The sequence below is a fragment of the Cupriavidus sp. CPT47-8839-RL05A genome (assembly GCF_058792255.1).
This window is the reverse complement of sequence record NZ_JBYTEG010000009.1, coordinates 22,646-36,439: the sequence shown is the minus strand read 5'-3', so window position 1 is coordinate 36,439 and position 13,794 is coordinate 22,646. Positions and strand designations below refer to the sequence as shown.

General features: G+C 68.4%; 11 protein-coding genes. 6 read left to right on the top strand and 5 right to left on the bottom strand.

Annotated elements, in window-relative coordinates:
* Positions 1–104 precede the first annotated feature (104 nt).
* Positions 105–2,204 (top strand): ATP-dependent helicase, encoded by a 2,100-nt coding sequence (locus AC3WVS_RS12670; RefSeq protein WP_492318908.1) that lies wholly within the window; start codon positions 105–107, stop codon positions 2,202–2,204.
* A gap of 97 nt (positions 2,205–2,301) precedes the next feature.
* On the opposite strand, the gene AC3WVS_RS12665 is transcribed toward AC3WVS_RS12670, so the two are convergent.
* The 5 genes from AC3WVS_RS12665 to AC3WVS_RS12645 all read right to left on the bottom strand — a co-directional run bounded on the left by AC3WVS_RS12665 (position 2,302) and on the right by AC3WVS_RS12645 (position 6,442).
* Positions 2,302–3,498 (bottom strand): class I SAM-dependent rRNA methyltransferase, encoded by a 1,197-nt coding sequence (locus AC3WVS_RS12665; RefSeq protein WP_492318907.1) that lies wholly within the window; start codon positions 3,496–3,498, stop codon positions 2,302–2,304.
* A gap of 204 nt (positions 3,499–3,702) precedes the next feature.
* Positions 3,703–4,008, bottom strand: coding sequence for a YbeD family protein (locus tag AC3WVS_RS12660; protein WP_492318906.1), 306 nt, complete (start codon positions 4,006–4,008; stop codon positions 3,703–3,705).
* Positions 4,009–4,069: 61 nt separating this feature from the next.
* Positions 4,070–5,269: a D-alanyl-D-alanine carboxypeptidase family protein gene (locus AC3WVS_RS12655; protein ID WP_492318905.1), complete on the bottom strand. Its 1,200-nt coding sequence runs from the start codon at positions 5,267–5,269 to the stop codon at positions 4,070–4,072.
* A gap of 62 nt (positions 5,270–5,331) precedes the next feature.
* Entirely contained in the window at positions 5,332–5,973 is a 642-nt protein-coding gene (locus AC3WVS_RS12650; RefSeq protein WP_492318904.1) for an alpha/beta hydrolase, read from the bottom strand.
* Between the two features lie 148 nt (positions 5,974–6,121).
* Positions 6,122–6,442: a (2Fe-2S) ferredoxin domain-containing protein gene (locus AC3WVS_RS12645; RefSeq protein WP_010814863.1), complete on the bottom strand. Its 321-nt coding sequence runs from the start codon at positions 6,440–6,442 to the stop codon at positions 6,122–6,124.
* 393 nt (positions 6,443–6,835) lie between these two features.
* Between AC3WVS_RS12645 and AC3WVS_RS12640 the strand changes: the two genes are divergently transcribed.
* The 5 genes from AC3WVS_RS12640 to creB all read left to right on the top strand — a co-directional run bounded on the left by AC3WVS_RS12640 (position 6,836) and on the right by creB (position 13,785).
* The gene (locus AC3WVS_RS12640) at positions 6,836–8,134 is read left to right on the top strand and encodes a dicarboxylate/amino acid:cation symporter (RefSeq protein ID WP_492318903.1); all 1,299 of its coding nucleotides are present in this window, start codon (positions 6,836–6,838) and stop codon (positions 8,132–8,134) included.
* Positions 8,135–8,216: 82 nt separating this feature from the next.
* Positions 8,217–10,214, top strand: coding sequence for a sensor histidine kinase (locus AC3WVS_RS12635; RefSeq protein WP_492318902.1), 1,998 nt, complete (start codon positions 8,217–8,219; stop codon positions 10,212–10,214).
* Between the two features lie 8 nt (positions 10,215–10,222).
* Positions 10,223–11,548: a sigma-54-dependent transcriptional regulator gene (locus AC3WVS_RS12630; RefSeq protein ID WP_492318901.1), complete on the top strand. Its 1,326-nt coding sequence runs from the start codon at positions 10,223–10,225 to the stop codon at positions 11,546–11,548.
* A 239-nt stretch (positions 11,549–11,787) separates the two neighbouring features.
* Positions 11,788–12,915, top strand: a complete 1,128-nt coding sequence (locus tag AC3WVS_RS12625) for an NAD(P)/FAD-dependent oxidoreductase (RefSeq protein ID WP_492318900.1) — start codon at positions 11,788–11,790, stop codon at positions 12,913–12,915.
* Between the two features lie 171 nt (positions 12,916–13,086).
* A complete protein-coding gene (gene creB / locus AC3WVS_RS12620; protein ID WP_492318899.1) occupies positions 13,087–13,785 on the top strand; it encodes a two-component system response regulator CreB in 699 nt (232 codons plus the stop codon).
* Positions 13,786–13,794 lie beyond the last annotated feature (9 nt).

Genomic DNA, 13,794 nt, shown 5'->3' with positions numbered 1-13,794 from the left:
TTTTTGTTTTTACGCATGATCGCCAGGGCAGCAGGTTGCGCGACATCCCTGTATGGATATACAGTTGGCGCCAGCCTTTTCTGAGCCATCCCCGAGCCCCGCCTGTGACTTTGGACCTAGCCCCCGCCGCCGCACTCGCGGCCCCTGAAGCCGATGACGTCCCCGCCTACCTGTCCCGGCTCAACCCGGAGCAGCGCGCCGCGGTGGAACACGGCAGCGACGCGCCGCTGCTGATCATCGCCGGCGCCGGCTCGGGCAAGACCAATACGCTGGCGCACCGGGTCGCGCACCTGGTGCTGGCCGGCGCCGATCCGCGCCGCATCCTGCTGCTGACCTTCTCGCGCCGCGCCGCGGCCGAGATGGGACGGCGCGTCGAGCGCATCGTCGACCAGGCACTCGGCACCCAGACCGGCGCGGGGCGCGCGGCGCTGCAGTGGTCCGGCACCTTCCACGCCATCGGCGCGCGCCTGCTGCGCGAATACGCCGAGACCCTGGGCCTGTCGCCCGCCTTCACCATCAGCGACCGCGGCGATGCCGCCGACCTGATGCACGTGGTGCGCCACGACCTGGGCCTGTCCGAGACCGCCAGCCGCTTCCCGAAGAAGGAAACCTGCCTGGCGATCTACTCGCGCGTGGTCAATACCCAGGCGCCGCTGGAAGACGTGCTCAAGCAGCAGTTCCCGCGCTACGCGATGTGGGCCGATGCGCTGCGCACCCTGTTCGCCGGCTATGTCGAGGCCAAGCAGAAGCAGCATGTGCTGGACTATGACGACCTGCTGCTGTACTGGGCGCAGGCCATGGCCGAGCCCACCATCGCGCAGGACATGGGCGCGCGCTTCGACCACGTGCTGGTCGACGAATACCAGGACACCAATGCGCTGCAGGCGTCGATCCTGCTGGCCATGCGGCCGGACGGCCGCGGCCTGACCGTGGTGGGCGACGACGCGCAGTCGATCTACGCTTTCCGCGGCGCCACCGTGCGCAATATCCTGGACTTCCCGGCTCGGTTCACGCCGGCCGCGCAGCAGGTCACGCTGTCGCAGAACTACCGCTCGACGCAGCCGATCCTGCAGGCCGCCAACGCCGTGATCGGGCTGGCGGCCGAGCGCTATACCAAGGACCTGTGGTCCGAGCGCGCCTCGGCCGAAAAGCCCGGCGTGATCGTGGTCAACGATGAGGCCGACCAGGCCCGCTACGTGGTCGAGCAGGTGCTGGCACGGCGCGAGGCGGGCCTGACGCTGATGGCACAGGCGGTGCTGTTCCGCGCCGCCGACCACAGCGCGCAGGTAGAGATCGAGCTGGCCCGGCGCAATATCCCGTTCGTGAAGTTCGGCGGGCTGAAATTCCTGGAATCGACCCACGTCAAGGACGTGCTGGCGGTGGTGCGCTGGCTGGAAAACCCGCGCGACCGCATGGCGGGCTTCCGCACGCTGCAGCTGCTGCCCGGCATCGGCCCCAAGACCGCGGCGCGCGTGCTCGATGCGATGGCGCTGGCCACCGAGCCCTTGTTCTCGCTGGAGGAATTCGAGCCGCCGCCGGCCGCCGCACCCGCCTGGGCCGACCTGCTGGCACTGGCGCGCGCGCTGATGGCGCCCACCTCGCCGTGGCCGTCGGAATTCGAGCAGGTGCTGGCCTGGTACGCGCCGCACCTGGAGCGCCTGCACGACGACGCCGCCGCGCGCCAGGCCGACCTGCAGCAGCTGGAGCGCATCGCCGCCACCTATGGGGCGCGCGAGCGCTTCCTGACCGAGCTGACACTGGACCCGCCCAGCGCCTCCAGCGATGAATCCGGCGTGCCCTCGCGCGACGAGGACTACCTGATCCTGTCGACCATCCATTCGGCCAAGGGGCAGGAGTGGAAGGCAGTGTATGTGTTGAACGCCGTGGACGGGTGCATGCCGAGCGATCTGGCGACGGGCACGACCGAGGAGATCGAGGAAGAGCGGCGCCTGCTGTATGTGGCGATGACGCGGGCCAAGGACCATCTGGACGTCATCGTGCCGCAGCGGTTCTACGTGCACCAGCAGGTGGGATTTGGCGACCGGCATGTGTATGCGTCGCGTACGCGATTCATCCCGAATCGCGTGATGCCGAATTTCCACAGCCGGTCATGGCCGCCGCCGCCGATGCCTGGCGAAGGGTCAGTGAAACCGGCGTTGGCGCCGGTGGACCTGGCCAGCCGGATGCGGAATATGTGGCGGTGAGGGTCAGATTTCTCTCGCCGTGCTCCCCTCTCCCGCGCGCGGGAGAGGGGAGAAAACAAGCGGCCGGCCAACGCCACAGCCGCTCGTTGATCCGGCCTTACCCCACCCGCTCCAACAACAACCCCTTCAGATACTCCCCTTCCGGGAAGGCTGCCAGCATCGGGTGATCGGTGCCAGCCGACAGCCTGCGCAGGATGCGCGCATCCGCCCGCGCATCGGTCACCGCGCCTGCCACGATCTTCTGGAAGAGTTCCATGCTGATCGCGCCCGAGCACGAATACGTGAACAGCAGACCGCCCGGCCGCAGCAGCTGCGTGCCGACCAGGTTGATCTCCTTGTACGCACGCGCGGCACGGTCGATATGCTGCGCCGACGGCGCGAACTTGGGCGGGTCCAGCACGATCAGGTCGAACTGACGCCCTTCGGCGCGGAATTCGCGCAGCGTCTTGAACACGTCGGCGTCTAGCCACGCCGCGCGCTCCGGGTCGAAGCCGTTCAGCGTCACGTTGCCCGCCGCGATCTTTAGCGCCTCGCCCGACGAATCGATCGACGTCACCGCTTTCGCGCCGCCGCGCAGCGCGGCCAGCGAGAAGCCGCCGGTATAGCAGAAGCAGTTCAGCACCTCGCGCCCGGCGGCCAGGTCGCCCACCAGCTTGCGGTTGTCGCGCTGGTCGACATAGAAGCCGGTCTTGTGGCCATTGCGCACGTCGACGTAGTAGCGCACGCCGTGTTCTGTGACCGACAGCGCCGGATCCGGCTCGGCGCCGGCCAGCACGCCCGTCACCAGCTCCAGGCCTTCGCGCTGGCGCACGGCGGCGTCGGAACGCTCATAGACGTTGGGGCAGCCGGTTTCCTTGACCAGTGCCTGCACGATCGCGGTCTTCCAGTGTTCCACGCCGGCCGAATTGAACTGGCACACCAGCTGGCCCTTATCACCGTTGCCGTAGTAATCGACGATCAGGCCGGGCAGCCGGTCGGATTCGCCGAAGATCAGCCGCACTGCGTCGCTGTCCTTCACCCATTGGCGCCGGTAGGCAATGGCCGCGGCCACGCGGCGCTTGAACAGGGCGTGGTCGACCGGCTCGTTTTCATCGAAGGTCCACGCGCGCGCGCGGATCTGCGACTCGGGGCTGTAGGCGGCCTTGGCCAGGAAGCGGCCGTCGGCGGCGCGCACGATCACGGTCGCGCCCGGCTCGCAGCGCCCTTCGGTCGTGGCAATGCCGGTGGCGTAGATCCACGGGTGGCGGCGCAGCAGGGATTTTTCCTTGCCGGGTTTCAGGGTGATGGTGTTCATGTCGATCAGGGAGAATGCATGCCGCTGCGGAAACACTTCCCACGCAGCGGTCGGGCTCCCCTCTCCCGCACGGCGGGAGAGGGGTTGGGGGAGAGGGCGGGAGCGTCAACGTAGTGGCGCGTGTCGGTATGCCAGCGCCTGCCCTCACCCCCGGCCCCTCTCCCGCGCGCGGGAGAGGGGAGAAAACAATGCGGGAAAGCCGCCTTAGAGGACGACCTTCACCATCGGATGCGAAGTCAACGCCCGATACAAATCATCGAGCTGCTCGCGGCTGGTGACCCACACCGTCACGGTCAGGCCCAGGTAGTTGCCGCCGCTGGAGGGACGCATTTCCATCTTGCCGGCGTGGAAGTCGGGATCGAACTCCTGCACCAGCGTGACGATGGCCTCGGCAAAGCCGTCCTGCATCGCACCCATCACCTTGATGGGAAAGTGGCTGGGGTATTCGATCAGCGACTGCTCCGGCGGAATGTCGCCCGGCTTGTTGCTGCCTTGGTTGTCGGTTGTCATGTCGGATTCTCCGGCACGAAACCGGCGCGCCGCATGGCGCGCCGGCTTACGCGCATTCAGGTCACTTGCGCTTGAACCACAGGCGGATGGTGTCCCACAGGCGGCCGAAGAAGCCGGCCTCGGGCACTTCTTCCAGCGCCACCACCGGGAACTCCGCCACCTTGTTGGTGCCGTCCATCAGCTTGACCATGCCCACCTGCTGGCCTGCCGAGATCGGCGCGATCAGCAGTTCCTGGCGCTCCAGCACCGGCTTGAGGCGTCCGCCGGTGCCCTTGGGCACGGTGACGAAGGTCTCGTTCTGCACGCCGATCTTGACCGTGCCGCTCTTGCCCTTGTAGATGTCCGGCGTGGCCAGCACCTGGCCCTTGTCGTACAGGCGCAGCGTGTCGAAGAACTGGAAGCCGTAGTTGAGGATCTTCAGGCTTTCCTGGGTGCGCACCTGTTCGGTGGTGGTGCCGATCACGATCGAGATCAGGCGGCGCGAGCCGTCCGGGACGTTGGCCAGCGGCCGCTTGGCCGACGAGATCAGGCAGTAGCCGGCAGACTTGGTGTGGCCGGTCTTGACGCCGTCCACGGTCGGGTCGATGTACAGCAGGCGGTTGCGGTTGGGCTGCCTGATCTTGTTATAGGTGAACTCCTTCTGCGAGTACATGGCGTAGTACTCGGGGAAGTCCTTGATCAGGCGCGTGGTCAGCGTGGCCAGGTCGACCGCGGTGGTGTAGTGGTTCGGGTCGGGAATGCCGTCGGTGTTGGTGAAGTGGGTGTTCTTCATGCCCATGCGCTGGGCCTCGCGGTTCATCATCGCGACGAAGCCCTCTTCCGAGCCACCCACGGCTTCGGCCAGCGCCAGCGCGGCGTCGTTGCCCGACTGCACGATCAGGCCCAGCAGCAGGTCCTGCACGGTGACCGGCTTGTTGGGCTCGATGAACATGCGCGACTCGTCGCTTTTGACCTTGAGCACCACGCTGGTCGGCACCACCGCCTGGTCCAGCGTCAGGCGCTTTTCCTTGAGTGCCTCGAACGCCAGGTAGGCGGTCATCAGCTTGGTCAGCGAGGCCGGCTCGATGCGCGCGTCGGCATTCTGCGACGCCAGGGCCTGGCCGCTGGTCACGTCATACAGCATCCACGACTTGGCTGCGACTTGCGGCATCGGCACGCCCTGCGCCAGGACGGCGGCAGGCGCGGCGGCCAGCGCGATGGCGGCGGCAATGGCAGCGGGAGCAAAAGCGGACGAAAGGCGTGTCGTGGCTCTATTCAGCATGTTTCTGTTTTCCGACAGTAAGAAGGTGGCGCGGGGATGGTCCGGGTGGCGGCGTGCCGGCCTCACCGGTCCCACGCATTGACGACGAGCTGCTTGATCAGATGCAGCTTGCGGTGAAAGAAATGGTCGGCGCCGGGGATCACGATCACCGGCAGCTCCTGCGGGCGGGCCCAGTCGAACACGCTGGCCAGCGGCACGGTGTCGTCCTGTTCGCCATGGATCACGATGGTGTCGGCCGGCACCTCGGCCACCTGCCAGCGGCTGGCGGCGGTGCCCACCAGCACCAGGCGCTGCGCGGGCGTGCCGGCCTCGGCCAGGCGGCGCGCCACGTGGGTGGTGACGAAGCTGCCGAACGAGAACCCGCCCATGGCCAGCGGCAGCGTTGCGGCCTGTGCCGACCACGCGCTCTGCTGGCGCATCCAGGCCACCACGGCCAGCAGGTCGTCCTGCTCGGCGATGCCGTTGTCATGCTCGCCGGCGCTGCCGCCGACGCCGCGGAAGTTGGGGCGCACCGTGGCATAGCCCAGTTGCACGAAGCTGCGCGCCAGCGTCTGCGCGACCTTGTTGTCCTTGGTGCCGCCGAACAGCGGATGCGGATGCGCTACCAGCGCCAGGCCGCGCGGCTCACCTTGCGGCAGGTCTACCGAGAGATCGATCGCACCGGCGGGACCGGCGATGGAAAGTACCTGGGTATGCGCGTTCATGATGGCGGTCAGGATGGCGGTGAAGCCAGCGCCCGGCGGGAAGCCCGGGCAAAAATGAAAAAACCGTCCGGCTGGCGGGCGGCGGGGCAATACAGCAAAGCGGCAAAACAGGGAAGCAACAAGCCGGCATGCGCCGGCTTCGGTTGGTTCAGCGGTCCACCATCAGCCGTTCGACAGGCTTGCCCTTCATCAGGTGGCTGTCGATGATTTCATCGATGTCGTGCTCGTCGACAAAGGTGTACCAGATGGCCTCGGGGTAGACCACCAGCACCGGGCCGAGTTCACAACGGTTCAGGCAGCCTGCCTTGTTGATGCGCACCCGGCCTTCGCCGCCGGCGATGCCCAGTTCCTTGCAACGCTTCTTGGCGTACTCCTGCATCGCCTGGGCGTTGTGGTTGGCGCAGCAGTTCTCGCCGGCCTCGCGCTGGTTCAGGCAGAAGAAGACGTGGTGCTGGTAGTAGCTGCTCATGCGTACGGTGTGAGAAGGCGGCCCCGGACGGCGGCACGGCCCGGACGGCATTGAACGGAAGCTCGGAATTATACGGTGTCGCGGCGGCATGGCCGCGATGGCGGCGCCCTGGCACGGCGGCCGAAGTTGCCGCCGGCCCCCGTCGGGTGGCGCTTCGCGCACCTGCAATACATCCGGCATTCCGAAACCCCGGAGTCGCGCCGTCCGGATTTCCGGAATCCCGGAGGTCGCGCGCCCCTGCCTGGCCGGCGTTTCCTTGTGAATCAACCAGTTAGCAATGCCGGTTTGACTGGCACGGCGGTTGCGAATTCCCGTCCCTGAACGCGCCGCAACCGTGACGGCGCGCGGCCCGCGCGATAGCGCCCGGGTACGGTCAACACCGAGGACGACATCATGAGAAAACCCTTCTACAAGATCCTGTACGTGCAGGTCCTGTTCGCCATCTGCGTCGGCATCCTGCTCGGCCACTACTGGCCCGACACCGGCGTGGCCATGAAGCCGCTCGGCGATGGCTTTATCAAGCTGATCAAGATGATCATCGGCCCGATCATCTTCTGCACCGTGGTGACCGGCATCGCCGGCATGAGCGACATGAAGAAGGTCGGCCGCGTCGGCGGCAAGGCGCTGCTGTACTTCGAGGTGGTGTCGACCTTCGCATTGCTGATCGGGCTGGGCGCCGCGCACCTGCTCAAGCCGGGCGTGGGCTTCAACATCGACCCGGCCACGCTGGACACCAAGGCGATCGCCCAGTACGTGTCCAAGGCGCACGGCCAGAGCACGATCGAGTTCCTGATGCACATCATCCCGGACACGGTCTTCAGCGCCTTCGCCAACGGCGACATCCTGCAGATCCTGCTGGTGTCGCTGTTCTTCGGCGCCGCGCTGGCCGTGCTCGGCGAGCGCGCGCGCATCGTGGTGCAGCTGATCGAGCAGGTCTCCAAGGTGTTCTTCCACATCGTCCACGTGATCACCAAGGTGGCCCCGATCGGCGCCTTCGGCGCGATGGCGTTCACCATCGGCAAGTACGGCCTGGGCTCGCTGGTGCCGCTGCTCAAGCTGATCGGCACCTTCTACTTCACCGCCATCATCTTCGTGCTGGTGGTGCTGGGCACGATCGCACGCATGACCGGCTTCAGCATCGTGCGCTTTATCTCGTACATCAAGGAAGAGCTGCTGATCGTGCTGGGCACCAGCTCGTCGGAAGCGGCGCTGCCGCACATGATGGAGAAGCTGGAAAAGCTCGGCTGCTCGCGCTCGGTGGTGGGACTGGTGGTGCCCACCGGCTATTCGTTCAACCTGGATGGCACCAACATCTACATGACGATGGCGGTGATCTTCATCGCGCAGGCCACCGGCATCGAACTGACGCTGATGCAGCAGCTGACCATCCTGGCGGTGGCGATGATCACCTCCAAGGGCGCCAGCGGCGTGACCGGCTCGGGCTTCATCACGCTGGCCGCGACGCTGGCGGTGGTGCCGGCCATCCCGGTGGCGGGCATGGTGCTGATCCTCGGCATCGACCGCTTCATGAGCGAGTGCCGCGCGCTGACCAACATCATCGGCAACGGCGTGGCCACGGTGGTGGTCTCTGCGTGGGAGCGCGAGCTTGACCGCAAGCGCCTGGCCAGCGTGCTGAACGGCGGCAGCGGCGATGTGGCGGATCTTGCCGACGTGGGCCAGGGCGTCCGCTGAGGGCGCCACCACCGCTGCGCGGACGGCTGCCCCGGCCGCCCGCCAGCGGGTATCATCGGCGCGACAGCCCCCGCGCGCGCCGATGACCCACTCAGACGATTTTCTCGCCGTGCATGACCCCGCCGCCACCCGTCCGGCCCACGCGCCGGACGCCGGCAGCGGGCGGTGGTGGGGCTTTGCCGTGGCGCTGGCCGCCGGTCTCCTGCTGCTGTGCGTGCTGACCTGGCTGGTCTCGGTCCAGCGCGGCCTGGCCAGCCTGCAGCAAAGCACGGCCACGCGCGCCGACCGCTACGCCGCCACGCTGGAAAGCACCCTCGACCGCTACGAATTCCTGCCCGCGCTGGTCTCGCTGCACCCCTTCGTGCGCGGGCTGCTGGACTCCCCCAACGACCCGCAACGCGTGGCCGCCGCCAACCAGTACCTGGCGGAGGTCAACCGCCGCGCGCATGCCTCGGCCACTTATGTGATCGCCGCCAACGGCATTGCGCTGGCGGCCAGCAACCACGGCCAGCCCGGCAGCTTTGTCGGCACCGACTACCGCTTCCGCCCCTACTTCCAGACCGCCGCGGGCGGCAAGATGGGGCGCTTCTATGCCATCGGCATCACCAGCGACGAGCCCGGCTACTACCTCGCGCAGCCGGTCGAGTCCGGCGGCAAGGTCATCGGCGTGACCGTCGTCAAGCTCAACCTGGAGTGGTTCCAGCGCGCCGGCAGCGGCGCCGAGCCGCTGATGGTCAGCGACGACCATGGCGTGATCTTCCTGTCGTCGGTATCGGCCTGGCAGTACCGCACCCTGCGCCCGCTGCCGCCGGCGCTGCAGGCCGACATGGAAAAGACCCGCCAGTACCACGGCCGCGCGGTGACGCCGCTGCCGCTGAAGCCGCTGACCTCGCCGGTCACGCGCTGGCTGGCGGACACCACGCTGGCCGACGGCGCGCGGCTGGTGCGCGTGCGCGACGAATCGCCCGCCAGCAAGACCACCTTTGCCCCGGACGGCGCCGAACGCGCCGTCCGCTACCTGGAACTGGACCGCACGGTCGGCCCGGCTGGCTGGACCATGCAGGTGATGGCGCCGCTGGAGCCGGTGCTGGCCAATGCGCGCAACGCCACCGTGGCGGCGGCGCTTGCCTATGCCTGCATCTGCCTGCTGCTGGTCAACTGGCGCCAGCGCCGCCAGCGCGCGCGCGACATGCAGTACAGCCGCCGCCTGCTGGAGGCCGCCTACGACCAGCTGGAGCGCCGCGTCGAGGCCCGCACCGCCGACCTGATGGCGATCAATGAAAAGCTGGAAGACGAAGTGGCCGAGCGTACCCGTGCTGAAAGCGAGCTGCGCGCGGCCCAGGACGAACTGGTGCAGGCCAGCAAGCTGGCCGCGCTGGGGCAGATGGCGGCCGGCATCACGCATGAGCTGAACCAGCCGCTGGCGGCGCTGCGCACGTTCTCGGACAACACCCGCGTGCTGCTGGAGCGCGGCCAGCTGGCCGCGGCCGAAGGCAACCTGACCGCCATTGCCGACCTGACCGAGCGCATGGGCAAGATCACCGGCCAACTCAAGCTGTTCGCCGGCAAGGCGCGCCCGGTGCACCGGCCGGTCGCGCTGCGCGCGGCGGTCGATCACGTGCTGGCGCTGCTGGCACCGCGCCTTGGCGCGGTCACCGTCAACGTCACCGGCCTGGACGCCCTGCCCGGGCTGGCCGTGCGCGCCGACGAGCTGAAGCTGGAGCAAGTGCTGCTGAACCTGCTCGGCAATGCGCTCGATGCGATTGCTGCGGCCGCGCCGACGCAGGGACAGATCGATCTCGACATGCAGGCAGAGGATCACGCCGTCACCATCGTCGTGCGCGACAACGGCACCGGCATCGCGCCGCAAGCGCTGCCGCGCCTGTTCGAACCCTTCTTCACCACCAAGGAAACCGGGCAGGGCCTGGGGCTGGGGCTGGCAATCTCGTCGTCGATCGTGCGCGAGTTCGGCGGCCAGCTGAGCGTGGCCAACCTGCCCGGCGGCGGCGCGCAGTTCACGCTGGTGCTGGCGCGCGCGCCCGCCATCGATCCGGCGCCATCGGTTTCCGCCTCTCAATGAGTATTGCCATGCAAGACGGTCTGCGTGTCCTGTTTGTCGAAGACGAGCCGCTGGTGCGCCAGGCCACCGCGCAGAGCCTGGAGCTGGCCGGCTTCGCGGTGCTGGCGCTGGCCTCAGCCGAGGCCGCGATCCCGCACCTGCACGGCGCCTTTGCCGGCGTGGTGGTGACCGACGTGCGCCTGCCCGGCGCCAGCGGGCTGGACCTGCTGCAGCACTGCCGCAACGCCGCGCCGGGCGTGCCGGTGATCCTGGTGACCGGCCACGGCGACATCACCATGGCCGTGCAGGCCATGCGCGAAGGCGCCTACGACTTCATCGAAAAACCCTTCGGCGCCGACCGCCTCACCGACACCGTGCGCCGCGCGCTGGAACGCCGCGCGCTGGAACTGGAAAACCAGGCGCTGCGCCGCGAACTGGCCGGCCCCGCGGCGGGCACGCGCATCATCGGCCGCTCGCCCGCGATCGGGCAGGTGCGCGCGCTGGTGGCCAATGTCGCGCCCACCGACGTGCCGGTGATGATCAACGGCGAGACCGGCACCGGCAAGGAACTGGTGGCGCGCAGCCTGCATGCGCTGTCCGGCCGCGCCGAAGGCCCGTTCATCGCGCTGAACTGCGGCGCGGTGCCCGAGGCCATCTTCGAGAGCGAGATGTTCGGCCACGAGGCCGGCGCCTTCACCGGTGCCGGCAAGCGCCGCATCGGCAAGCTCGAACATGCCTCGGGCGGCACGCTCTTCCTCGACGAGATCGAGAGCATGCCGCTGGCGCTGCAGGTCAAGCTGCTGCGGGTACTGCAGGAAGGCTCGCTGGAGCGGCTGGGTTCGAATGCCTCGGTGAAGATCGATGTGCGCATCGTCGCCGCGGCCAAGGGCGACATGGATGCGCTGGTGGCACAGGGCAGCTTCCGCGAGGACCTGTATTACCGGCTCAACGTGGTCACCATCGCGCTGCCGCCGCTGCGCGAGCGGCGCGAGGACATCGTGCCGCTGTTCGAGCATTTCTCGCTGGTGTCCGCGGTGCGCTACCAGCGGCCGGCGCCGCTCCTGTCCGAGGCGCAACGCCAGGCACTGGCCCAGCGTCCGTGGCCGGGCAATGTGCGCGAGCTGCGCAATGCGGCGGATCGGATGGTGCTGGGCGTGCCGGAGGGCGGGCAGGCAGGTGCGCAGGCCGCGGGCCCCGATGAAACCGCGCCGCTGCGAGAGCGGATGGAGCACTTCGAGCGCGCGGTGATTGCGGATGCACTGGCACGCACCGGCGGCGCGGTCAGCCAGGCGGCGGACTTGCTGCAAGTCGGCAAGGCCACGCTCTATGACAAGATCAAGCGCTACGGGCTGTGATGTCATGCTGCCTTCATTGCGCTGCCATGCCGCCGTCACATTGGCGGCCTATTCTTCAATGGCGGCTGCGGCATTGGCAGGTGCCCGCCGTGTGTATCAATCTTCGTGGTAATTGACGGCCCCGCGTATGCGGGGCGTTTTTTTGGGGTTGTTCACCCCGCCCCGCCACTTCACACTCGCCACACATTCCCCTCACCCCCGCTGGCCAGACTGGAGCCCTGCCATCTCCGGGAACTGCCATGCCCTCTTTCGACTACGACATCGTCATCGCCGGCGCCAGCTTTGCCGGCGCCGCCTGCGCCCTGGCCGCGGCGCGCGCCGGCCTGCGCGTGCTGGTGCTGGAACGCAAGACCGATCCGGGCGACAAGCTCCACACCACCGGCATCCTGGTCAAGGAAGCCATCGAACAGACCTGGCTGGGCCGCGCACCGGCCGATTGCGTGCACCGCGTGGAGCAGGTGCGGCTGTACTCGCCCAGGCTGCGCAGCATCGACCTGAGCGCGCCCGGCTATTACTTCCACACCACCGATACGCCGCGGCTGATGCGCTGGATGGCCGCCGAACTGGTGCGTCACCGGGTCGAACTGCGCCTGGGCCAGGCGTTCGTGGGCGCGGTGCCGCGCAACGGCGGCTGGCATGTGACCGGCGTGGGCAATACGCGCTATCTGGTCGGCGCGGATGGCGCGAAGTCGCGCGTGGCCCAGTGTGCCGGGCTGGGGCGCGTGCACAGCTTCCTGTATGGCGTGGAGTACGAGTTCCCGGGACTGGCGCTGCCCGAGCCGGGCGCGTTGCACTGCTTCATCACCCGGCGCTTCGCGCCCGGCTATATCGGCTGGATCGCGCAGAACCCCATCGGCGTGCAGGCCGGCCTGGCGCTGCGCTACCTGCCTCGGCACGGCCGCGCGCCAGACCTGGACGGGCTGCTGGCGCATGTGCGCGAGCGCGCCGGCCTGCCGCAGCTGGCGCAGCCTGCGGCGACGCGCGCGGGGCTGATCCCATGCGGCGGCCCGGCCTTCCCGCTGGCGCGCGACGGCGTGATCCTGACCGGGGATGCCGCCGGCATCGTGTCGCCGGTCACCGCAGGCGGCATCCACTATGCCTTTGCCCATGGCGAGTCGGTCGGCCAGGCCGTGGCCGCGCACCTGCTGCGCGGCGGCCCGGCCCCGGAGGCCGTCGCCACCGCCAGTGCGCCGTGCTTTCGCGCCAAGCGTGCGCTGCGCTGGATGTTCGACCGCTTCCAGTGCGACTGGCCCTTCGACCTGATGCTGTACTCGCCGCCGCTGCGCTGGGCGGCGGAGCAGATCTATTTCCACAAGCGCCGAGGCGAGGATCCCGCGCCGCCGCCGCGCGCAGCCACCAGCGCCTGACCGGCTGGTCCACTGAATCACTGAAATGGGAGGCGAAGGACATGTCATGCGGGATGCAGCGCTAGACGCAAAGCGCAGCAATAGCACGGCTATTGCGAGCATTTGCAACGACGCGATGCGCCCGCATGACATGGCAGGCGCCGACCGATTTCTGTGATTCAGTGGACTAAAATGCCGGGCATGGAACAACCGCGGATCCTGGTGGTGGAAGACGAGCAGGCCATCGCCGACACCATCCTCTATGCCTTGCGCACCGACGGCATGCTGGCCGAGCACTGCACGCTCGGCGGCGCCGCGCTCGAGCGCATGCGCGCCGACCCGGCCGACCTGGTGATCCTGGACGTGGGCCTGCCGGATCTGAGCGGCTTCGAGGTCTGCCGCACGCTGCGCACCTTCTGCGATGTGCCGGTGGTCTTCCTGACCGCGCGCCATGAAGAGATCGACCGCATCGTCGGGCTGGAGATCGGCGCCGACGACTACGTGGTCAAGCCCTTCTCGCCGCGCGAGCTGGCCGCGCGCGTGCGCGCCATCCTGCGCCGGGCGCGCGGCGGCGGTGCAGCGGCGGCGAAGGGCGACGAGGTCGCCGGTTTCACGCACGACAAGGACGGCGCGCGCCTGGCCTACCGCGGCCGCTGGCTGGAACTGACCCGCTACGAGTACCTGCTGCTGGCCTGGCTGGTGACACATCCGGGCCGCATCTACTCGCGCGCGCAGCTGATGGAGTGCGTCTGGGAAGATGCACTCGACACCAGCGACCGCACCGTCGACACCCATATCAAGACCCTGCGCGCCAAGCTGCGGGAGGCTTCCGCCGACGGCGCCGAGCGCATCCGCACCCATCGCGGCATGGGCTATTCGCTGGAACCCTGAGCGCACGCC

What these genes read in the sequence shown, in the direction of transcription:
- creB (WP_492318899.1), top strand. Translation starts at nt 13,087, where the DNA reads ATGCCGGGCATGGAACAACCGCGGATCCTGGTGGTGGAAGACGAGCAG.
- AC3WVS_RS12665 (WP_492318907.1), bottom strand. Translation starts at nt 3,498, where the DNA reads ATGAACACCATCACCCTGAAACCCGGCAAGGAAAAATCCCTGCTGCGC.
- AC3WVS_RS12645 (WP_010814863.1), bottom strand. Translation starts at nt 6,442, where the DNA reads ATGAGCAGCTACTACCAGCACCACGTCTTCTTCTGCCTGAACCAGCGC.
- AC3WVS_RS12635 (WP_492318902.1), top strand. Translation starts at nt 8,217, where the DNA reads ATGACCCACTCAGACGATTTTCTCGCCGTGCATGACCCCGCCGCCACC.
- AC3WVS_RS12655 (WP_492318905.1), bottom strand. Translation starts at nt 5,269, where the DNA reads ATGCTGAATAGAGCCACGACACGCCTTTCGTCCGCTTTTGCTCCCGCT.
- AC3WVS_RS12625 (WP_492318900.1), top strand. Translation starts at nt 11,788, where the DNA reads ATGCCCTCTTTCGACTACGACATCGTCATCGCCGGCGCCAGCTTTGCC.
- AC3WVS_RS12660 (WP_492318906.1), bottom strand. Translation starts at nt 4,008, where the DNA reads ATGACAACCGACAACCAAGGCAGCAACAAGCCGGGCGACATTCCGCCG.
- AC3WVS_RS12630 (WP_492318901.1), top strand. Translation starts at nt 10,223, where the DNA reads ATGCAAGACGGTCTGCGTGTCCTGTTTGTCGAAGACGAGCCGCTGGTG.
- AC3WVS_RS12650 (WP_492318904.1), bottom strand. Translation starts at nt 5,973, where the DNA reads ATGAACGCGCATACCCAGGTACTTTCCATCGCCGGTCCCGCCGGTGCG.
- AC3WVS_RS12640 (WP_492318903.1), top strand. Translation starts at nt 6,836, where the DNA reads ATGAGAAAACCCTTCTACAAGATCCTGTACGTGCAGGTCCTGTTCGCC.